Source organism: Chachezhania antarctica (assembly GCF_003646465.1).
In the GTDB taxonomy this organism is placed as follows: domain Bacteria; phylum Pseudomonadota; class Alphaproteobacteria; order Rhodobacterales; family Rhodobacteraceae; genus Chachezhania; species Chachezhania antarctica.
Genome location: NZ_QZEX01000003.1, coordinates 43,584 through 64,219 on the forward strand (window position 1 = coordinate 43,584; position 20,636 = coordinate 64,219).

General features: G+C 65.7%; 19 protein-coding genes and 1 riboswitch. Of the genes, 9 read left to right on the plus strand and 10 right to left on the minus strand.

What is annotated here, in order from left to right; genetic code table 11:
* Positions 1-2: 2 nt before the first annotated feature.
* Complete coding sequence (locus D4754_RS07370; protein WP_163025825.1) at positions 3-926, minus strand: LysR family transcriptional regulator; 924 nt, start codon at positions 924-926, stop codon at positions 3-5.
* Positions 927-1,068: 142 nt separating this feature from the next.
* Between D4754_RS07370 and D4754_RS07375 the strand changes: the two genes are divergently transcribed.
* Genes D4754_RS07375 through D4754_RS07390 form a run of 4 tightly spaced genes read left to right on the plus strand, consistent with a single transcriptional unit; the run spans position 1,069 to position 5,413 of the window.
* Positions 1,069-2,355 carry a TRAP transporter large permease gene (locus D4754_RS07375; RefSeq protein WP_121062352.1) on the plus strand — a complete coding sequence of 429 codons (1,287 nt, stop codon included), beginning with the start codon at positions 1,069-1,071 and terminating at the stop codon, positions 2,353-2,355.
* Between the two features lie 22 nt (positions 2,356-2,377).
* Complete coding sequence (locus tag D4754_RS07380; protein WP_121062354.1) at positions 2,378-3,364, plus strand: TRAP transporter substrate-binding protein; 987 nt, start codon at positions 2,378-2,380, stop codon at positions 3,362-3,364.
* Between the two features lie 37 nt (positions 3,365-3,401).
* Entirely contained in the window at positions 3,402-3,935 is a 534-nt protein-coding gene (locus tag D4754_RS07385) for a TRAP transporter small permease (RefSeq protein WP_121062355.1), read from the plus strand.
* A 26-nt stretch (positions 3,936-3,961) separates the two neighbouring features.
* Positions 3,962-5,413 carry an N-acyl-D-amino-acid deacylase family protein gene (locus D4754_RS07390; RefSeq protein WP_121062358.1) on the plus strand — a complete coding sequence of 484 codons (1,452 nt, stop codon included), beginning with the start codon at positions 3,962-3,964 and terminating at the stop codon, positions 5,411-5,413.
* Between the two features lie 107 nt (positions 5,414-5,520).
* Here D4754_RS07390 and D4754_RS07395 read toward each other — a convergent pair whose 3' ends face one another.
* The 4 genes from D4754_RS07395 to D4754_RS07410 are packed head-to-tail and all read right to left on the minus strand — an operon-like array spanning position 5,521 to position 10,249.
* Positions 5,521-6,972 carry an FGGY-family carbohydrate kinase gene (locus D4754_RS07395; RefSeq protein ID WP_121062359.1) on the minus strand — a complete coding sequence of 484 codons (1,452 nt, stop codon included), beginning with the start codon at positions 6,970-6,972 and terminating at the stop codon, positions 5,521-5,523.
* 3 nt (positions 6,973-6,975) lie between these two features.
* The gene (locus tag D4754_RS07400; RefSeq protein ID WP_121062362.1) at positions 6,976-7,938 is read right to left on the minus strand and encodes a transketolase family protein; all 963 of its coding nucleotides are present in this window, start codon (positions 7,936-7,938) and stop codon (positions 6,976-6,978) included.
* Positions 7,938-8,774: a transketolase gene (locus D4754_RS07405; protein WP_121062364.1), complete on the minus strand. Its 837-nt coding sequence runs from the start codon at positions 8,772-8,774 to the stop codon at positions 7,938-7,940. Before D4754_RS07405 ends, D4754_RS07400 begins: the two co-directional genes overlap by 1 nt.
* Positions 8,775-8,782: 8 nt before the next feature.
* On the minus strand, positions 8,783-10,249 hold the full coding sequence (locus D4754_RS07410; RefSeq protein ID WP_205589590.1) for an L-fucose/L-arabinose isomerase family protein: 1,467 nt from the start codon (positions 10,247-10,249) through the stop codon (positions 8,783-8,785).
* A 333-nt stretch (positions 10,250-10,582) separates the two neighbouring features.
* On the opposite strand from D4754_RS07410, the gene D4754_RS07415 reads away from it, so the two are divergent.
* The 5 genes from D4754_RS07415 (at position 10,583) to D4754_RS07435 (ending at position 15,739) form a co-directional block, all read left to right on the plus strand.
* Positions 10,583-11,527, plus strand: coding sequence for a D-ribose ABC transporter substrate-binding protein (locus D4754_RS07415; RefSeq protein WP_121062365.1), 945 nt, complete (start codon positions 10,583-10,585; stop codon positions 11,525-11,527).
* A gap of 76 nt (positions 11,528-11,603) precedes the next feature.
* Positions 11,604-12,248, plus strand: a complete 645-nt coding sequence (locus D4754_RS07420; protein WP_121062367.1) for a DUF2291 family protein — start codon at positions 11,604-11,606, stop codon at positions 12,246-12,248.
* Positions 12,245-13,783, plus strand: coding sequence for a sugar ABC transporter ATP-binding protein (locus D4754_RS07425; RefSeq protein WP_121062368.1), 1,539 nt, complete (start codon positions 12,245-12,247; stop codon positions 13,781-13,783). Before D4754_RS07420 ends, D4754_RS07425 begins: the two co-directional genes overlap by 4 nt.
* Positions 13,780-14,841 (plus strand): ABC transporter permease, encoded by a 1,062-nt coding sequence (locus D4754_RS07430; RefSeq protein WP_121062370.1) that lies wholly within the window; start codon positions 13,780-13,782, stop codon positions 14,839-14,841. The genes D4754_RS07425 and D4754_RS07430 overlap by 4 nt, the downstream gene beginning before the upstream one ends.
* A gap of 103 nt (positions 14,842-14,944) precedes the next feature.
* Positions 14,945-15,739 (plus strand): DeoR/GlpR family DNA-binding transcription regulator, encoded by a 795-nt coding sequence (locus D4754_RS07435; protein ID WP_121062371.1) that lies wholly within the window; start codon positions 14,945-14,947, stop codon positions 15,737-15,739.
* Positions 15,740-15,749: 10 nt separating this feature from the next.
* Here the strand turns inward: D4754_RS07435 and D4754_RS07440 are convergent, their stop codons facing one another.
* The 5 genes from D4754_RS07440 to D4754_RS07460 all read right to left on the minus strand — a co-directional run bounded on the left by D4754_RS07440 (position 15,750) and on the right by D4754_RS07460 (position 20,612).
* The gene (locus D4754_RS07440; protein WP_121062373.1) at positions 15,750-16,226 is read right to left on the minus strand and encodes a 6,7-dimethyl-8-ribityllumazine synthase; all 477 of its coding nucleotides are present in this window, start codon (positions 16,224-16,226) and stop codon (positions 15,750-15,752) included.
* A gap of 72 nt (positions 16,227-16,298) precedes the next feature.
* Positions 16,299-16,431: riboswitch (FMN riboswitch) on the minus strand.
* 98 nt (positions 16,432-16,529) lie between these two features.
* Complete coding sequence (locus D4754_RS07445) at positions 16,530-17,336, minus strand: ABC transporter permease (protein ID WP_240453794.1); 807 nt, start codon at positions 17,334-17,336, stop codon at positions 16,530-16,532.
* Positions 17,336-18,172, minus strand: coding sequence for an ABC transporter permease (locus tag D4754_RS07450; RefSeq protein ID WP_121062686.1), 837 nt, complete (start codon positions 18,170-18,172; stop codon positions 17,336-17,338). The genes D4754_RS07445 and D4754_RS07450 overlap by 1 nt, the downstream gene beginning before the upstream one ends.
* Before the next feature lie 67 nt (positions 18,173-18,239).
* Positions 18,240-19,379, minus strand: coding sequence for an extracellular solute-binding protein (locus D4754_RS07455; protein ID WP_240453795.1), 1,140 nt, complete (start codon positions 19,377-19,379; stop codon positions 18,240-18,242).
* Between the two features lie 18 nt (positions 19,380-19,397).
* Positions 19,398-20,612 (minus strand): ABC transporter ATP-binding protein, encoded by a 1,215-nt coding sequence (locus D4754_RS07460; RefSeq protein WP_205589591.1) that lies wholly within the window; start codon positions 20,610-20,612, stop codon positions 19,398-19,400.
* Between the last annotated feature and the right edge of the window lie 24 nt (positions 20,613-20,636).

Below are 20,636 nucleotides of genomic sequence, written 5' to 3' on the forward strand. Positions count from 1 at the left end.
CGTCAGGTCACGCGTCCCCGCGGCGGGCGGTGCCCGTCCGTCCAGTCGGCCAGAAGCAGGCCCAACCGGTCGATCAGCAGCCGCGCGGCCGAACGATGGCTGACCGGGCCGACCGACATGGCGTAGATGTCGAAGACAAGGTCCAGATCGCGCAACTGGAACCCGGTGTTGTTCTGGAAGTAGGCGGTGAACTCGTCCGCGATGGAGGCCACGCCCATCGTCTGCGCCAGGGGTGGCACCATGCTGAGCGACTTGACGGTGATCTGCGGCTGGAACGCGATCTCCTTCCCGGCCAGCGCATCGGCCAGCACCTTGCCCACGGGCCCGCGCAACGTGGACCCAAGGAGTGCCTCGGTATCCAGTTCGCTCATCGGGAGCGGCCCATCCCCAGCCAGCGGGCCGTCGGGGGGCGTCAGCAATTGCAACCGCCCCTGGCCGATGCGCTCCAGCTCGACATCCTCGACCTGCACCTTCCCGGCGACGATGCAGACATCCACCTGCCCGGCCCTGAGCGCGTGAAGCTGCTGCGCCAGCGTGCCCACATCCAGCACCACGTTCAGTTCCGGCAGCTGTGACAGCAGATGGCGCACCGCTTCGGGCACGAAGTGGATCGACAGCATGTTGATCGTCATCACCGAAAGCGTCTGCCCCACGCCCTTCTGCAGGGCATCGATGCGGTTTTCCAGCCGGGTCATGCCTTCGAACAGGAACCGGCATTCGCCGCGGATCACCTCGGCTTCGGCGGTGGGCATGACACGGCCCTTGTCGAGCACGAAGAGCGACAGGCCGAGCGCGGCCTCGAAATCCCGCAGATGGCGCGAGACGGTGGGCTGGGTCAGCCGCAGATGCCGCGCGGCGCCGGAAATGGAATCGTGATCGTATACGGCGCAGAAGACCTGCAGACGCTGAAGCGTGATCGGGCGCATGGGGAACCTCGGGAACCTCGGGCGGGACAGTGGCCCAAGCATAGAAGAACACTATGGGTTGGCAAATAATTTGCTATTTCCTCATCCCCTGCCCCTGACCAGTATGTCCTGAATGTGACAGCCAAAGGGACGCCCCCCGTTAATGCCAGCGCCATTCATCCTCGGTTTCACGATTCTGGGCCTGCTGGCCGGGTCGGCCATCGCCTACGTGATCGGCGCGGCCGCGATCCTGACCTTCATCGCCGCCGGACGGGACACGTTCATGGCGGTGCTGCCGCAGCGGCTGTTCAGCCAGCTGGACAGTTTCGCGTTCCTTGCGATGCCGCTGTTCATCTTCGCGGGCGACCTGATGAACCGGGGCGGGCTGGCCACGGCGCTGATCGATTTCACCATGTCCTTTCTTGGCCGTCTGAAGGGCGGGCTGGGGCATGTGAACGTGGCCACGTCGGTGTTCTTCGCCGGTGTCTCGGGCTCGGCCGTGTCCGATGCCGCGGCACTTGGCAATTCGCTGGTGCCGGAAATGCGGCGTCGCGGCTATTCGCTGGAATACGCGGCCGCGATCACCGGTGCGTCGTCGATCATCGGGCCGATCATCCCGCCCTCGTCGATCCTGATCTTCTACGGCGCGCTGATGGAGACGAACATCACCGCGCTGTTCGCCGCCGGTATCGTGCCGGGGCTGCTGATCGCGGCGCTCCTGATGGCGATGAACACATACTACGCCCACCGCGACGATCATCCGGGCGGCCGCGATGCCGAGGTTCCGGCCTTCTTCCCGTCGCTGCTGAAGGCGCTTCCGGCCATGTCGCTGCCGGTGATCATCCTTGGCGGCACGCTGTTCGGCTTCATGACCCCGGCCGAGGCCGCGGCGATGGCCGTGGTCGCGGCGCTGGTAATCGGCGTCGCCTACCGGCAGCTCAGCTTCCGCGACATCGGGCTGAGCCTGCAACGCACCTGCGTGATGCTGGGGGCGCTGTTCATCATCCTCTGCGCGATTTCGACCTTCAGCTACCTTGCCGCGCTGCTGCAATGGCCGCAGGCGATCATGGCCGTGATCGAAAGCTGGGGGCTTGGCCCGCTGCAATACCTGATGCTGATCAACGTGATCTTCCTGATCGCGGGGATGGTGATGGACGTGAAGGCCGCCGTCGCCCTGTTTGCCCCGATCTTCGTGCCGGTCGCACTGGCGATGGGGATCGACCCGGTGCACCTGGGCATTGTCATCTGCTTCAACATCACCATCGGCCTGCTGTCGCCCCCGCTGGGCGGCGTGCTGCTGATCCTCGCGACAACGGTAAAGATGGACTACTGGAAGCTCGTCGGCGCGACCTTCCCCTTCTTCATTGCCGAAGTCGCCCTGCTGATCGTGCTGACCTTCTTCCCCGATCTCACCCTCGCCCTGCCACGCCTTCTGGGGCTGGCCAATTAAAGACCCAACAGTGGAGAATGCCATGAATTTCATGTCCCGCACCCTGACCGCCACCGCGCTGGCGCTGATCACCGCCGCGGCTGCGCAGGCCTCGGAAGTCAAGATCGCCATGAACGGCGTCGACGATCCGAACGCCAATGCCGAAGCCGCCTTCGCCCATGGCTTTGCCGACGCGCTGGAAGGCACCGATTTCGAGGTGACGATCTTCCCGTCGGGCACGCTGGGATCGGAAAAGGAACGGTTCGACCAGGTCGCCCAGGGGCTGGTCGAGGTCAACCTTGCCACCGCATCGACCAGCTACGGCATGTCGCCGATGGTCAAGGGCGTGGCGCTGCCGTTCTTCTTCTCCTCGACCGAACAGTTCGACGATATAGTCGTCAACAGCGATATCCTTGAAGAAATGAACGCCCCGCTGGTCGAAAACGGCGTGCGGCTGGTGGGCTTCAACTTCATCGGCGGTTCGATCGGCATTCACAACGCGAAGAAGCCGATCGCCACGGTCGAAGACATGCAGGACCTGCGGTTCCGGGCGCTGAACGCCGAACAGCTGGACTTCATCCAGACGCTGGGCGCCACCGGCACCATCGTCGCCTGGGCCGAGGTCGCCAACGCGATCCAGACCGGCGTGGCCGACGGGTATTTCAACGCGCCGAACTCCGCCATCCGGACGGGGCATACCGACTTCCTGAAGTACTACACCCCCGCCGGTATCTCGCCCTCGACCCGGATCGTGCTGATGTCGGAAGACTGGTACGCGTCACTGTCCGATGACGAGAAGGCCCAGATCGACGAGGCCGTCGCGGCAGGCATCGCCGCCAACCGCGCATGGGTGGCCGACTGGCTGCCGGCGGTGCGCGAAAAGCATGAAGGCCTGGGCGTGACGATCACCGAAATGGCCCCGGGCGAGCGCGAGAAGATGGGCGAGCTGTCCAAGGACGTCTGGGCCAAGACCCTGACGCCCGAGCAGCTGAAAGCCTGGACCGACGCGCGCGCGGCCGTGTCCAAGTAAGCCGCCACCAAGTAACCGGAACCAAGGAACGGTCCCCATGAAACGCACGGCAAACATGATGATCGGCCTGTCCAACGGGCTCGACCGCGTGGCCACGGTCGTGGCCGGCGCAGCCATCGTGGTACTGGTGGGGGCCGTCATGCTTCAGGTGGTGGCGCGCTATATCTTCCAGCAGCCGCCATCGTGGACGGAAGAACTGGCGCGCTACGCCATGATCTGGGCCGGGCTGATCGGCGCCTCGATGAGCTTCAAGCGCCGGTTCGATCCGGCGCTGTTCAACGGGGCCAACAACACAAGGGGCCTGATCGGCGTGGCGGCCGAGGCGATGAAATCCATCGTCGTGCTGACCTACCTGCTGCCGATCCTGTTCTACGTCTTCTACGGCCCGGGCATGAACCCCGCCCGCGGCTTCCTTCTGCGTCACAGCCGCACCATGGCCGAGGCGCTGCCGTTCTCGACCCTGTGGGTCGCCGTGGCGGTGCCGCTGATGATCGTCTTCGTGCTGCTTCACCTCGTGGCGCGCTGGTGCGGCGATGCCGTGCCGTCGGCGGACGAATCCGGCGCAAACTGAAAAACAATCCTTGTCAGGAGATCCCCATGCACGCTGATTTCATCATCCGCGGCGCCGACATCATTGACGGCACCGGCGCGCCCCGCCGCAAGGGCGACGTGGCCGTCAGCGACGACCGGATCGTGGCGACGGGGGACCTGACCCACTGGACCGCCGGGCGGGAGATCGAGGCCAAGGGCCGCGTCGTGGCCCCCGGTTTCATCGACCCGCATGTCCACCACGATGCGGCCCTGTTCACGCATCCCGACATGGAATTCATGACCAACCAGGGCGTGACCACCGTGATCAACGGCAATTGCGGCTTCTCCATCGCGCCGGTCACGCGGCCGGAAAACCTGCCCATCCAGCTGCGGATGATCGCGTCGGACCCCGCGCTGAACTTCCCCACCTACGCCGCCTACCACAAGCGGATCGCGGACGAGGCCCCGGCGGTAAACGCCGCCTGCCTGATCGGCCAGTCCACCCTGCGCGCCAACGCGATGGACGACCTGGAGCAAGCCGCGACCGCAGCCGAGCTGACCGAGATGTGCCGCCTGCTGGACGAGTCGCTGACGGAAGGCGCCATCGGCGTATCCACCGGCCCGTTCTACCCGCCGTCCCGCGCCTCGACGACGGAGGAGCTGATCGAACTGGGCCGCACCGCCCACAAGCACGGCAAGCTGTATGTCACCCACATGCGCGACGAAGGCGACCGGGTGATCGAAGCGCTTGAGGAGACCTTCACCGTGGGCCGCGAAAGCTGCTGCGGGGTGCATGTTTCGCACCACAAATGCGCGGGCCTGGCCAATCACGGGCTGTCGGAAACCACGCTCCCGATGATCGACGCGGAAATGAAGCTGCGGAACGTCGGCCTTGATACCACGCCCTGGGTCGCGTCCTCGACCATCCTGAACTCCGGCCGCCACCGGCAGGCGGAACGCGTGATCATCGCCGAAAGCGCGCCGCATCCCGAACTGGCCGGCCGCGATCTGGCCGATGTCGCGCGGGACTGGAACACCGATCTGGAGGGCGCCATCGAACGGCTGCTGCCCGCCACCGGCATCTTCTTCATCATGGCAGAGGAGGACGTGCAGCGGATCATGGCCTACGAGCACACGATGATCTGTTCCGACGGGATGCCATCGGGCAGCCATCCGCATCCCCGCGTCTGGGGCACCTTCCCGCGCGTGCTGGGCCGTTATGTCCGCGATGTGAACCTCTTCACGCTGGAAGAGGCCGTGCGCCGCATGACATCCATGCCTGCCGACCGGTTCGGCCTTGGCGGACGCGGCCGGATCGCGGTGGGCGGCTTTGCCGATCTCGTGATCTTCGATCCCGCGACCATCGCCGAAGGCGCGACCTTCGAAAACCCGATCCAGCCCGCCCACGGCATCGACCGCGTCTTCGTCAACGGGCGCGAGGTCTTTGCCTTCGGCAAGCCCACCGGCAACCGCCCCGGCCGCCCATTGAACCAGACCGCGCCCGTTCAGGTCGTCTGACCGTCCGGTGCCCGCGCGGGCGGCGTTTCGTCCACGGGTGATCGAGAGGAGAGCAACGGGCTTGTCTGCCAGAGGCCCGCGGCGCCGGGGATTTCAGCGGCGGGCGATCACTGCATGCAGCGCGCGACAGCGGCACGCCATCCGGCGCGAAGATCACGGGCGAAGGCCGGGTCGGCCGCGCACGAATACGCGATTGTCTCGTCCCCGGTCTCAAGCGCGGCTCCGGCGGCGGCAAAGGCCATGCGCGCGGCGCCCATGGCGCCGATCTCCTCGACGACCGAGGCCCGCACGTCGCATTGCAGGATGTCGGCCTGCAACTGCATCAGGAACGCGTTGGAGGAGGCGCCGCCATCGGCCAGGAGCCCCGAAACCGGGGCACCGATATCGGCTTCCATCGCGGTGAAGACATCCGCCACCTGCAGGGCAATCGCCTCGAAGGTCGCGCGGGCTAGGTGGGCGGGCGTACTGCCGCCGGTCAGGCCCGTCACCAGCCCGGTCGCATCGTTGTTCCAGTGCGGCGCACCCAGCCCCGACAGGGCCGGAACGAAGACCACACCGCCCGACTCCGGCACCGTTTGTGCGAGGTCTGACAGCGCACGCGCGTCCGTGATGCCCAGCAGGCCCGACATGAAACCGGCCGCCTGCGCCGAGACGGTGATGTTGCCTTCCAGCGCATGGGCGGTGCCGTTGCGGTCACTCCACGCGATGGTGCTGGACAGCCCGTGGCGCGACTGGCGCCGTTCGGGCGTCAGGACCATCAGGGAGGACCCGGTGCCGTAGGTCGCCTTCACCGTTCCGGGCTGGCGCACGCCATGCCCATAAAGCGCGGCATGGCTGTCGCCCATCATCGCCCGGATCGGCACGCCCGCGGGCAGCGCGGTGGCGCCCGACGCGGTGTCCCCGAAATGACTGTCGGAAGCGCGGGGTTGCGGCAGGCAATCGGCGGCGGCGCCGAAGATCCGGGCCAGATCCGCGCTCCAGTCCAGCGCGGCGGTATCGAAAAGCTGGGTGCGGGACGCGTTGGAATGATCGGTCGCGAAAGAGGCGCCATCGGTGAGCTTCCACAGAAGCCATGCATCAACCGTTCCCGCCCGCAGGCGGCCGGCTTCCAGCAATGTCCGCGCCTCGGGCACTTCGCGCAGGACCCAGGCCAGCTTCGACGCCGGGAAGAGCGGGTTGATGGCAAGGCCGGTGGCGGCCTCGACAACCGGCCCGTGACCTTCGGCGATCAGGGCGGCGCAGTCCTCCGCGGTCCGCCGGCATTGCCAGAGGATCGCGGGCGTGACCGGCTCCGACGTCTCCGCATCCCACACGACGAGCGTCTCGCGTTGATTGGCAATCGCGATGGCGTCGATGCTGTCGGGGCCCGCGGCCATCGCCGCCTCGTCGATCACGGCGCGCGTGGCGTCCCAAATGGAGTGCGCCGATTGCTGCGACCAGCCCGGCCGGGGATACTCGGTCTGCGTCGACCGCGATGCCCGCGCAAGGATCGCGCCCGATCCGTCGATGACAAGCGCCTTGGTGTTGGTGGTGCCCTGGTCGATGGTGAGGACGCGCATGGCTCAGCCCGGCTTGCGGTTCAGCGCCCGGCGGGCGGCCTCGGCTATGCCGGCCTCAGACAGGCCGAACTCACCGAAAAGGTAGTCCACCGATCCCGTCGGCATGAAGCCGGGGAAGCCCACCCGCTCCACCGGGACGGGCCGCGTGGCCGAGGTGAATTCCGCAACCGCACCGCCCAGACCGCCGCGCACCAGTGCCTCCTCGACGGTGACGATGGCGCCTGTCTCCTCGGCCGCACGCGCAACCGCCGCTTCGTCCAGCGGTGCGATGGTGTGCATGTTCAGCACCCGCGCCGAGATACCGGCCCGGGCCAGGTCTGCCGCCGCGTTGTCGGCCAGATGAACGGTCGTGCCGTTGGCGATGATCGTCACGTCGCTGCCATCGCGCACCCGTTCAGCCTTGCCGGGGGTGAAGACGCGGTTCTCGATCTCCAGCGTCGGCACCTTCATCCGCGAGATCCGCAGGTAGACCGGTCCGTCATGCGCGGCGGCCCATTTCACCGCCTCGGCGGTTTCCCAGGCATCGCTGGGGGCCACGATGGTGATCGGGCCAAGCGCGCGCAGCCAGGCGTAGTCCTCGATGGAATGATGCGTCGCGCCCAGCTCGCCATAGGCGATGCCCGGGGACTGGCCCACCAGTTTCACGTTGAACCCGGCATAGGCCACATCGGCCTTGATCTGTTCCAGCGCACGCCCCGTCAGGAAGCAGGCGGCGGCAGACACGAAGGGGATGCGCCCGCCATTGGCCAGCCCTGCGCCGACGCCGACCATGTTCTGTTCAGCAATGCCGACGTTGACAAGGCGGTCGGGAAACTTGTCGCGGAAACCGCCAAGGTTGGACGACCCGACACTGTCGTTCACGACGGCAACGATGCGCGTGTCGGCCGCGGCCAGATCTTCGAGCGTCGCGGCCCAGGCCTTGCGGCAATCGAATGTTTCGCGGGCTTGCAGGACAGCTTCGGCCATCAGACCAGCTCCTTCATCGCTTGTTCGTATTCCTCGGCGTTCGGCACGCCGTGATGCCACTTGGCCAGGCCTTCCATGAAGCTCACGCCCTTGCCCTTCACGGTGTTGGCGATCACGCAAAGCGGCTTGTCGCGCGCGCCCACCGGGGCGCCCAGCACGTCCAGCAGCGCGGCATGGTCATGCCCGTCGACCTCGACGACCTCCCAGCCGAAGGCGCGGTACTTGTCGTCCAGCGGATCAAGGCCGTTGGTCTCCTCGGTCCCTGCCCCCTGCTGGAGCCGGTTGCGGTCGACGATCAGCGTCAGGTTCGCCAGCTTGCGGTTCCCGGCGACCATCGCGGCCTCCCAGTTCGATCCCTCCTGCTGTTCGCCGTCGCCCGTCAGCACGTAGGTGCGGTAGGACGCGCCGGTGATCTGCCCGGCGATCGCGATGCCAAGCGCCACCGGGAAGCCATGGCCCAGCGGCCCGGTGTTGGTTTCCACACCCGGCAGGTAGTTGCGGTTGGGGTGGCCGTTCAGCATCGAGCGGGGCCCCATGTAGGTTTCCAGCCAGTCCTGCGGGAAATAGCCGGCAGCGCAGAGCGCGGAATAAAGCACGCCGGTGGCATGGCCCTTCGACATCACGAACCGGTCGCGGGCGTCCCATTCGGGGCGGTCGGGATCGTAGTTCAGCACCCCGAAATACAGCGTCGACAGCACGTCGGTCGCCGAAAAGTCGCCGCCGATATGGCCCAGGTTCTTCTTGTAGACCATCTTAAGGGCCGTGCGGCGCATCCACAGCGCCTTCTGGCGGATCAGCTCGGTCGGGTCGGAATCGTTCCGCTGGGCGGTTGTCATGGAGAACCTCAGAAACGGTTGGGCATGGAGAGCTGGGGCTCAGGCGTGCCGTTGTGGTGGTAGATCGGCCAGCCCAGGTAGCGCGTGGCGGCCTCGTTCACGATGTCGGCGTGATGTCCGCGGACCATGGCGACGTGATGTTCGAACCCGTGCCGCGTGACGAACCGCATGAGCGTGCGCAGATCGCGGATCGAGGTGACGGCAATGCCACCGTCCATGCCGAACGGATCATCGGTGAAATCGCCTTCGCCGACATAGGCCTTGAGCATGCCGTTGCGATCGTCCGAGGACAGCCGGAAATAGGTCATCGGACCGGGCTGGACCTTGCCCTTGACCGCGCCGAAGCACTTCTCGCGCCCGATGACTTCGCCCAGCACGTCCAGTTCGCCCACTTCCGGCGTCTCGCCCAGGAAGCTCTTGGGGTAGTTGCCGCAATGGGTGCAGACGCATTTGTCCACCTCATTGCCGTAATTGTTGTTCCAGTCGAGAATGGCGGCCGGCGCGCCCGAGGCCAGCGTCAGCGCGTACATCGACACCGCGCCCATCACGTCGACCTCGCAGGCCGACGGCATCAGGTCCTCGCCCATCATCGACATGGTCAGGCAGGTGGCGCAGCCGAAATTGTCCTGCAGCGAGCGCCAGCACTGGATGGCCGAGGCATCGCATTCGTTCTCGTCGATCCAGCGATTGACGGCCAGTGTCCACTTGCCCTGCTTCAGCACCTGCCCGTCGCGGATATGCGCGGGGATCGTGCCGTAGCCGCGGATGCGGCCCAGCTTTTCGTGCAGTTCGGTATCGTCGTCGGGGATGGCCTCGGCCGCGGCGATCAGCTCGGACAGGTCGGCGGTGACCACGGTCATGCCGGACGCCTGCAACAGCTTTTCCGAATAGCGCATGGTCTGGAACGGGCCGGTGCGGGCGCCGATGGCGCCGACACGCGCGTTCTTCAGCCCGCGCACCGTGCGGCACAGGCGCGAGAACCGTTCCAGATCGGCACCGAAGCTTTCGCTGTCCACGTCGCAGGTGTGCTGGGTGGTTTCGGTAAAGGGTACGCCGTATTGCCACAGGTTGTTCGACACGCTGATCTTGCCGCAGAAGGCATCCCGGCGGGAATGCACGTCGACCTTGTCGATCTCGTCGTTGCTGGCCTGCAGCAGGATCGGCACGTCAAGCTTCGTGCGGTTGATCAGCTCGATCACCGCGATCTCGTCGCCGAAGTTCGGCAGGCAGATGACAAGGCCGTCGATCTCGTCCCGGTGTGCCTTGAAATGATCGGCATACAGTTTCGCATCGTCGATGGACTGGACCGCGCCGTTTGCCGTGGCCTCGAACGGCAGCGTGACGATGTCGACGCCCAACCGGTCCAGCTGCGCGGTCACCTGATCGCGGGCATCCCGGCATGGTGCCGGGCTGAAGAATGCGCGGCTGCCTATGATGACGCCCAGCGTCGTCTTTCGGTTGGCTGTTCTGATCACCGTCTTCCTCCCTCAGGCTCGAAACCAAGGTCAGCTTTCGGACCTTTGCGTTTACTTTCGAACTATGTTGTTTGCTATCGCCTTCACGACGCTTTTGCAAGGCTGATTATACACGGCACCCGGCAATCCACCCATACCACTGGGGCCTTTCCGTGTATTTCACCGGTTTTTTGTGTCCGGAGAAAGAACATTCAGACCGACAGAAGAAAAAGCACTTCCACTTCACTCGAAAGCATTCGAATGAAATTTTCTTGACTTTCACTTTCAGTTAATCCCAATCTCTCCGGGTGGGAAGCGCCATGCAAGCGCCGTCACTCAAGGGAGGAAGACCAGATGAAGATCACTCGCCGCCTATTCGTTGCGTCCTCGACCGCTGTCGTGGGCCTCGCCACTGCCGGCCTGCGGCCTGCAATGGCGCAGGGACAGACCATCGCGATCATCACGCCAAGCCATGACAACCCGTTCTTCAAGGCCGAAGCCGACGGCGCCGCCGCGAAGGCGAAAGAGCTGGGCTATGACACCATGGTGCTGGTGCATGACGACGATCCGAACAAACAATCCGAACTGTTCGACAGTGCCATCGCCGCCGGCGTGGTCGCGATCATTCTCGACAATGCCGGGGCCGATGCCTCCGTGTCGGCGGTGCAGAAGGCGAAGGATGCCGGCATCCCGTCCTTCCTGATCGACCGCGAGATCACCGAAACCGGCGTCGCCGTCAGCCAGATCGTGTCGAACAACTACCAGGGCGCGCAGCTTGGCGCCGAAAAATTCGTCGAGCTGATGGGCGAGGAAGGCAAGTACGCCGAGCTTCTGGGCAAGGAATCCGACACCAATGCCGGCATCCGCAGCCAAGGCTACCATGACGTGATCGACCAGTACGACCTTGAAATGGTGGCCCAGCAGACCGCCAACTGGTCGCAGACCGAAGCCTATTCGGTGATGGAATCGATGCTGCAGGCCAACCCGGAGATCAAGGGCGTGATCTCGGGCAACGACACCATGGCCATGGGTGCCTGGGCCGCGCTGGAAGCCGCGGGCCGGACCGACGTGATCGTCGTGGGCTTCGACGGGTCGAACGACGTGCGGGATTCGATACAGGCCGGCGGGATCAAGGCCACCGTGCTGCAGCCCGCCTACCAGCAAGCGCAGCTCGCCGTGGAACAGGCAAACACCTACCTCAAGGAGGGTTCGACCGGGCTTGATGAAAAGCAGCTGATGGATTGCGTGCTGATCGACGAAAGCAACGCCGACAAGCTTGAAACCTTCGCGCTGAACTAGGCCCGGACACGGAAGAACGGGCGCGCGGACTGGGCTTCTTTCCGCGCGCCGCCCGCATTTCCGGAATGGAAACCGCATGAGATCCACACATTTTCTCCTCGCCGGTCTCTTGGCCGTGGCGTCCCTGTCGGGCTGCAAGATCGTGGTCGACGAAGAAGACGACGGTACCGCGATCGCCGAAGGTGCCGCCGGGGACGACGCGCGGACCGCCCTTCGTATCGATGAAACCTTCGAAGGCCGCCTGCTGCCCTACATCCGCGACAACGCCGTTCCGGTGGCGCAGCTGCGCACCGACATCGCCGCCGGTCTGGATGCGGCCGGCGAGGCCAGCGGCCATCGCGGCGCCGGCGCCGGCGCGGCCTGGAACTTCCCCGTTTCGGGCGAAGGCGTGGTGGTGGCGGCGAAGCTCGACACCCGCGCCCGCTCGGCCGCGCTCGATACCGATGGCGATGGCACGGCCGATGTCACGCTGCAGCTGGGCCCGGTCATCCGCGGCACGGCCCTGCGCGACGTGGCCCCTTTCTACAATTTCGACGATTTCCGCGACCAGATCGAGTTCGCGAAGCTGGGCCGCGCCATCAACGATGAATCCTCGGCCCGGATAAAGGTGCCCGAGGGCGATCTGACGGACCTGACCATCGGCTTCGTGGGCGTCGTGCCGCTGAAATCCGCGGACGAGGAGCTCGTCGTGACCCCGACCCGGGTCGAGGTGGACAAGTGACCGCCGGCCGCCACCCGATCGGGCTGTCGATCCGCGGGGCCGTCAAGGTCTACCCGGGCACGCGTGCGCTGAAGGGTGTCGATTTCGACATCCGGATGGGCGCCGTCAACGTGCTGGTGGGCGAGAACGGCGCCGGCAAATCGACGCTGATGAAAGTGATCGCCGGGGTCGAGCAGCTGACCGAGGGCGAGATCACCATCGACGGTGCGCCGGTCCGCTTCGCCCGCAAGGACGACGCGGTGGCCTATGGCATCGGCATCGTCTTTCAGGAGCTGAACCTCTTCCCCGATCTCAGCGTGGCCGAGAATATCTTCATCGGCCGCGAACCCCTGCGCATGGGCATCGACATCGACAAGGGCGCGGTGCAGAACCGCACCCGCGCCTTGCTGCAGCGGCTGGAACAGGACATCGACCCGGACACCCGGCTTGGCAACCTGCGCATCGGCCAGCAGCAGATCGTCGAGATCGCCAAGGCGCTCGCCGAAGACGCCCGGATCCTGATCCTTGACGAGCCCACCTCGGCGCTTTCGGCGGCCGAGGTGGAGGTGCTGTTCCGCATCATCGACGAACTCAAGGCGCAGGGCGTGGGGATCGTCTACATCTCGCACCGGCTGGAAGAGCTGATCCGCGTGGGCGACTACATCACCGTGCTGCGCGACGGAGAGATCACCGGCGCGCGGGCCATGGACGGGGTCGACATCCCGTGGATCGTCCGGTCGATGATCGGCGACAAGAGCAAGGATTACTCCACCGACATCACCCACGATTACGGCGCCGAGGTCTTCCGCGCCGAGGACGTCCGCCTGCCCCGGCCCGGCGGGGGCTTCTTCGTCGATGGCGTGTCGCTTTCGGTGCGGGCCGGCGAGGTGCTGGGCATCTACGGGCTGATGGGCGCCGGGCGGTCGGAATTTCTTGAATGCGTGATGGCGCAGCACGCGCAAAGCACCGGGCGCTATTTCGTCGAAGGCCGGGAGATGCGCGACCGCGCCGTCGACCGCCGCATCGCGCGGGGCATCGCGCTGGTGCCGGAAGACCGCAAGAGCGACGGGCTGGTCCAGATCATGTCGATCCGCGAGAACCTGACCCTGTCGTCGCTGCCCGCCTTCACCCGCATCTTCCACCTGAGCCTCGCGCAGGAGGCCGGCAAGGCGCTCGACTACATCAAGCGGCTGACGATCAAGGTCGCCAGCCCGGAAAACCCGGTCTCCTCGCTCTCGGGCGGGAACCAGCAGAAGGTGGTCATCGGCAAGGCGCTGATGACCGGCCCCAAGGTGCTGATGATGGACGAACCGTCGCGCGGCATCGACATCGGCGCCAAGGCCGAGATCTACCGGGTCATGCGCCAGCTGGCCGCCGAAGGGATCGCGGTGATCTTCGTCACGTCGGATCTCGAGGAAGTGCTGGGGCTTTCGGATCGCATTCTCGTCATGGCCGATGGCCGGGTGACCGGCGAATTCGCCGCCGGCTGCGAACCCGCCGAGGTCGTCGCCGCCGCCACGCCGGGCAAGAAGAAACTCAAGGACACCGCCGCATGACAACCGTGACCGACAAATCGCGCCCGTCCACCGGGACCAACTGGCTTCTTCTGCTGCTCAAGGCCCGGACCTTCGTGGCCCTGATCCTCGTGCTGGCCTATTTCTCCTTCGCCGCGCCCAATTTCCTGAGCGCGGCCAACGCGGTCCTCGTCTCCAAGCACGTGGCCATCAACGCATTCCTGGCCATCGGCATGACCTTCGTCATCATCACCGGGGGGATCGATCTTTCGGTGGGTTCCGTGGTGGGGCTTTGCGGCATGGTCGCGGGCTGGCTGTTGCTGAATGGCGTAGACCCGGGCCTGGGCTGGTCGATCCAGTTCAACACCTTCGAAATCGTGCTGATCGTCTGCTGTGTCGGCATCTTCGTGGGCTGGATGAACGGGATGCTGATAACGCGGTTCGGGGTGGCGCCCTTCATCGCAACGCTGGGCATGCTCTATGTCGCACGGGGTGCGGCGCTGCTGTCCTCGGGCGGGCGGACGTTCCCCAACCTCAACGGCAACCCGGACTACGGCTCGGCCAGCTTTCCGCAGATCGGGGCCGGGACGTTCCTGGGCCTGCCGATCATGATCTGGATGCTGATCGGCGTGACGCTGGTGGCCACCTACATCGCCAATCGCACCCCCTTGGGCCGGCATATCTACGCGGTCGGCGGCAACGAACGCGGCGCGGCGTTGTCGGGCGTGCGCGTCCAGCGGGTCAAGGTCTTCGTCTACATGTTCTCGGGGCTGATGGCGGCGCTGGTGGGGCTGATCATCGCCTCGCAGCTCAAGGCCGCGCACCCGGCGACGGGCGAATTCTTCGAGCTGAACGCCATCGCCGCCGCCGTGCTGGGCGGCACGTCCATGTCGGGCGGGCGCGGGCGGATCATCGGCACCATCGTCGGCGCCTTCGTCATCGGCATCCTGTCGGACGGGCTGATCATGATGGGCGTGTCATCGTTCTGGCAGATGGTCATCAAGGGCCTCGTCATCATCGCCGCCGTGGTCATCGATCAGGCGCAAAGCCGCATACAGGCGCGTGTCGCGCTCGCGCAGGAGGCGGGCATGGCGAAATAGACGGGCGGCGCTTGTTGGGGCGGGCGGTTGCAAGTAACTAGAGCCGAACCCTCGGCGTCCATTCGGCGAGCAGCAGAAAGGCAGCGAAGTGTCCGGAAAACACATGTCCGATCGCAGCGAAAGCATGACGGGACTTCTTTCGGAGCCACGCCGCCGCCGTATCCTGGCCTGGATCGAAGAGGAGGGCTCGGCCCGGGTCCGTGATCTTTCGGGCGCCTTCAAGGTGTCGGAGGCGACCATCCGGCAGGATCTGGAGCGGCTGGAACGCGAAGGCCACATCACCCGCGAACATGGCGGCGCCTTTCTGAATACCACGCCGGCGCAACCCGGCAGCATGACGCTGCACCACCAGGACAACATGGATCGCAAGAGCAAGATCGGCAATCTTGCGGCCCAGCTTGTCGAGGATGGCGAGACACTGATCCTGGATGCGGGCACGACCACGACCGAAGTCGCGACACGGCTGACCACGCGCAAGAACCTGACGGTCATCACCAATGCGCTCAACATCGCGGTGATCCTGGGCTCTGTGCCCGGCAACGAGGTGCACATGCCCGGGGGCCAGTTCAAGGCCCCCACCCTGTCGTTGTCAGGTGACAAGTCGGTCGACTATTTCCGCAACATCTTCGCCGGAAAGCTGTTCCTGGCCACCGCGGGCGTCGCGCTGGATGCGGGGCTGACCTATCCCAGCTTTGCCGATCTTCAATTGAAGGAGGCGATGATCGAAGCGGCCAGCCACGTCTACCTTGTGGCCGACAGCACCAAGATCAACCTCGCCTCCTTCACCCGGCTGGGGGCGCTTGAGCTGATCAACTCCTTCATCACCGACGACGGCATATCCGATGCCGACGCCAAGGCTTTCGAAAGCCGCGGGATCGAGGTCCTGATCGCGCGCTAGGCCGCTTCGGTCAGGCTGCCACGCCCGGGCCATCCGGCGCCGTGTCCAGCCCGCGGTGCAGGTCGGTCGTAAAGACGGCCGCCTCGGCTGCCTCCCGGCCCTTCTTCACGAAATGCGCATGGAAGAACGACGCGTGTTCCTCGCTGGGCTGGAAATGATGCGGCGTCAGCGAGACCGAGAACACCGGCACACCTGTCGCAAGCTGGACGTCCATGAGCCCGGACACGACCGCCTGCGCCACGAAATCATGCCGGTAGATGCCGCCATCGACCACCAGCGCCGCGCCGACAACACCGTCGAAACGGCCCGTTTCGGCCAGCTTGCGTGCCAGAAGCGGCATTTCGAAGGCGCCCGGCACATCGAAGCTTTCGACATGCGCCTGCGGCGCGATTTCCGCGATCCGTGCGGTGAACCCGGCAAAGGCCTGATCGACGATCTCGGCGTGCCAGCGTGCCTTGATGAAGGCGAAGGTTGGGGATTTTGTCATGCGTCGTGGTCCTTTCCAAATGACAAGATCCCAGAGCATGCACGCAACAACGCCCCCGTCGCGGGACCGTCGCTGCATTCTCTTCCATCCGGACTATGACCGTCGGCCCCGGAATTTCACCGGTGTCTGCTGACCCGCCCCGGGGGGGCGGCGCTCGCGGGCTTTCACCGCCGGTGGGGAATTTCACCCCGCCCTGAGAATGAAAACCGCATATGATCGGCAAATGCTGCCGTCAAGGGTTTGGCGCCGATCACGCCAACCGACAGGACGCCGGCCGGTTCGCGTTGCCCGGCCGCGGCGCTGCTAGTGGCCCACCTTCGCCAGCACATCCGATTTCAGGAAACGCTCGATCACCAGCATGAAGGCGACGGAGGGCACCAGCAGCAGAAGCGCCGTGATCGACGCGATCTGGTAGTTGCCTTCCATCGACGCCGTGAACAGCAGCAACGGCATCGTCGTGATGTCGGGGACACCGACGAAATAGGTGCCCGTGAATTCATCGAGCGAGATCAGGAACACGAAGATCGCGCTGGCCATCAGGCCCGGCAGCGCCAGCGGCAGCGTCACGGTGAAGAACACGCGCAGGGGGCGCGCCCCCATGTTCGCGGCGGCTTCCTCAAGCTCGCGATCCACGGCGCCGAAGGCCGCCGCCGCGATCCAGACGGAAAAGACCATGCCCTGCAGCGCATGGACCAGCACCACCCCAAGGAACGTGCCGTTCAGCCCGATCGTGTAGAAGATCCGCGCGATGTTCATGTGCACGGCCAGCGACGGGAACGCCTGCGGCAGCAGGAACAGCAGCAGGAAGACCACGCGAAACGGCAACCGGCCCCGCCCCAGCGCTAGCCCCGCCGGGATCGCGAAGGCCAGCGACACGACGACCGTCATGCACGCGATCAGGACCGAGTTCACGAGCGACACCATCGCGTTGCCCTGCGGCCGGAACACCCGTTCCCAGAACGCGAACCCGTAGGCCTGCGGCAGTTTCGCCGGGAAGTACCATTGCTCGGTAAAGGCCCAGAGGATCATGTTCGAGATCGGCCCGAAGATCGCCAGCGCCAGCAAGGCCAGCACCAGCCCGACAAGAGTGGACCGCAGCAGCCCCGGCATCATGCCTCTCCCGTCCGGTCGCGCAGTTCCTTGCGCAGGTACCCCCAGGCGACGCAGGCCGTCATCAGGTAGGCGATGAAGCCAAGCGCATTGGCCACGCCGTAATCGCCGTAGGCATTGATGCGCCACGCCATGTCGACGGTCAGCATCGTCGGTTGCTGGGCATTGATCATCATCGGCACCGACAGGACCGACATCATCATCACGTAGCTCAGGATCAGGCCCACCATCAGCGTCTGCGCCACCTGCGGCACGACGATCCCGAACAGGATCCGCAGCCGCTTGGCACCAAGGTTCTGCGCGGATTCGATCATCGACCGGTCAAGCGATGCCATCGCGCCGGCCAGCAGAAGCGTCACGAACGGGGTCTGCTTCCACACGAAGGTGATCACGATGCCGCGCCAGTCGAGGTAGCTGGCCGTCTGGAACGGCGTCAGCAGCCCCATTTCGACCAGCGCATTGTTCATCATGCCGTTCTTGGCCAGGAAGGTGCGCATCACCTGCGCGGCGACCACGAAGGGAATGAACAGCGGCCAGCGATAGAGCCAGCGCAGCACGGCAACGGCCCGCGGGCTTCGCCCCAGCGTCAGGTATCCCGCAATGGCGATGGACAGGGCCCCGATCAGCGCGGCCGACAGGGTGACGATCACCAGCGAAAACAGGATGTCGGCGGAATAGAACGCCCAGGCCTTGGTAAAATTCCCGATGCCCCAGCGCCCGGCCTCTTCCTCGCGGAAGGCCCAGATCAGCGAATAGCCCAGCGGCGTCAGGAACAGCACCGCCATCAGCACCAGCGCGGGCGCGATCAGCAGCAGGGAGGTTCGGCGCGAGATCATCGTCATATCCTGCAAGACACGGGGGCGGCACGGCGGCCGCCCCCCAACCGGGATCAATCGACCCGGATCAGTTGGTCACCTTGGTTTCGTACTGTTCCAGCATGTCGGAAAAGTACGATCCCAGCGGGAAGGGCTTGGCCTTGGCCGCAAGGTCCGCCGGCGACACGTCGGTGAACAGCTTGGCCCAGGTCGCTTCATCCAGCGCGCCTTCGATGTGCTGCGCGTCGATGCCGGGATACCAGTTGAACTTCTTCACGATGCCTTCGGCCTGGACCTCGGGCGAGGTCGCCAGCTCGATGAACTTCATCGCCGCGTCGGCATGGGCGGCCTTGGCCGGGATCGCGTAGTAGTAGGGCTGGCCGGGCATGCCGGGTTCGGGCAGCAGCAGCTTCAGGTTCGGGTTCAGACGGCCATCGGCCTGCCAGGTGTAGAACATGTCGACCCAGACCGGGCCCATCACGATCTCGCCCCGGTTCAGCATGTCCAGCGTCCCGGCATTGCCCGGGGTGAAGGTGACGTTCTCGTTGAACGCCTTCAGATCGGCGAAGGCCTGGTCCCAGCCGGCCTTGGCGGCATCGTCGTAGGGGCCGTTCATCAGCGTCTGCGCGTCGCCGCCATAGGCGTAGATCCACGCGGTGGTGAAGGCCACGCCGGACATGCCGTTCTTGATGCCGTTATAGCCGAAGGCGCCGGGATGGGCTTCGGCCCAGGCCTTGATCTCGTCCATGCTCTGCGGCACGTCCTCGACCAGGTCCGGGTTGTAGGCGATGGCCGTCTGGGACGAGAACATCGGCATCACGTAGCCATCGACATCCGTGCCAAGCGCCGACGTCGCATTGGCAGAGCTGACAAGATCACCGGTCGCGATCCGGTCGCGGTACGTCTGCAGCAGGCCGGCTTCGACCATCTCGGCCGTCTTCAGCTGGTTGGTGACGATCACGTCGGTGTCCCAGCTGTCGCGCCCCTTCTGGGCGTCCAGCTTTTCAAGGATCGCCTGGCTGCCCGCATCGCCCGGGCCGGTGCCGACGGTGTTGACGGTCCAGCCGGGGTTCTGTTCCTCGAACATCGGGCCCAGGTAGTCGGTCACGTAGTCGACCATGTTCTGGCTGCCGCCGGTGGCGACGTAAAGGGTTTCCGCCTGTGCGGCACCGGTCGTGACCAGCGCGATCGCCGCCGAAGCGAAAAGCTTTGCATATTTGACTGACAAGGTGTTTCTCCAGAAGGATCAGAGGGGGTGTGCGACAGGTGCTGCCGCCTTGGATCCGGTCACGGCTGTCTGGGATCTTGCAGGAAACAGACTTAGGGCCGTGGCCGGAATACATGCATCGACATCGGCGCCGATGGGCATCTTGCGGGCGGCATCGGCCATCAGCCGAAGCGCACCGATCCGGATTTCGTGACGGTAGACCGACCCAAGGTACGAATGCTGGGCCACCCGGCCCCGCAGGGTCAGCCCGGCGCTGTTCGGCCCCGCCCCGCCCTGCCCCGCGCCGTTCACCTCGCCCAGTTCGACAGCGTCGGACCGGAAGATCAGTTCGGCCGGTCCCGGCGCCACCGTCTGCGGCACGTGCAGCGCCGCGCGCGGCAACCGGGCCCGGGCACCGTCCGGCAGCGACAGGATCAGCTCCTCGCCGCCGCCCAGGTCCACCGGCAGGGTGTTGGTCGCGCCCATGAAGCGGGCGACATAGCTGTCGGCGGGGCGATGATAGACCTCCTCGGGCGTGCCGATCTGCGCGATCCGGCCCCGGTTCAGGATCACCACGCGGTCGGCCATCGACATCGCCTCTTGCCGGTCATGGGTGACAAGGATCGTGGTCAGGCCCAGCCGCTGCTGCAGCGCCCGGATCTCGTGCCGCATGGTGCCGCGGGTGCCGGCATCGAGGTTCGACAGCGGCTCGTCCAGCAACAGCACCGGCGGATCCACCGCCAGCGCCCGGGCCAGCGCGACACGCTGTTTCTGCCCGCCCGACAGGGCCGCGATCCGGCGGCCGGTCAGGTCGCCCAGCCCGACCAGCCCGGCGATATCGGCCACCCGCGCCGCGATCTGCGCCCGGGACTGTCCGCGCAGCTTCAGCCCGTAGCCGATGTTCTGCGCCACCGTCATGTGCGGCCACAGCGCGTAGGACTGGAACATCATCGCCATGCCCCGCGCTTCGGGGGGCGTGTGGCTAAGGTCTGTGCCGTCCAGCAGGATCTGCCCCTGCCGCACCGGCACGAAGCCTGCCAGCGCGCGCAGGAGCGTCGTCTTCCCGCAGCCCGACGCGCCCAGAAGCGCGATGAACTCGCCCGCCTGCACGTCCAGCGACAGGCCCGCGATTACGTCGGTCCGGTCATAGCCCAGATGCAGGTCCTTCAGCGAAATCGCCGCGCCAAGCGGGGCCGGACCCTCGGCCGGGGCGTGCGCCTGAACTGCCTGCTGCATCATTTTCGGGGCCTTCATATTTCTGCTGCAAAACTTATGCAC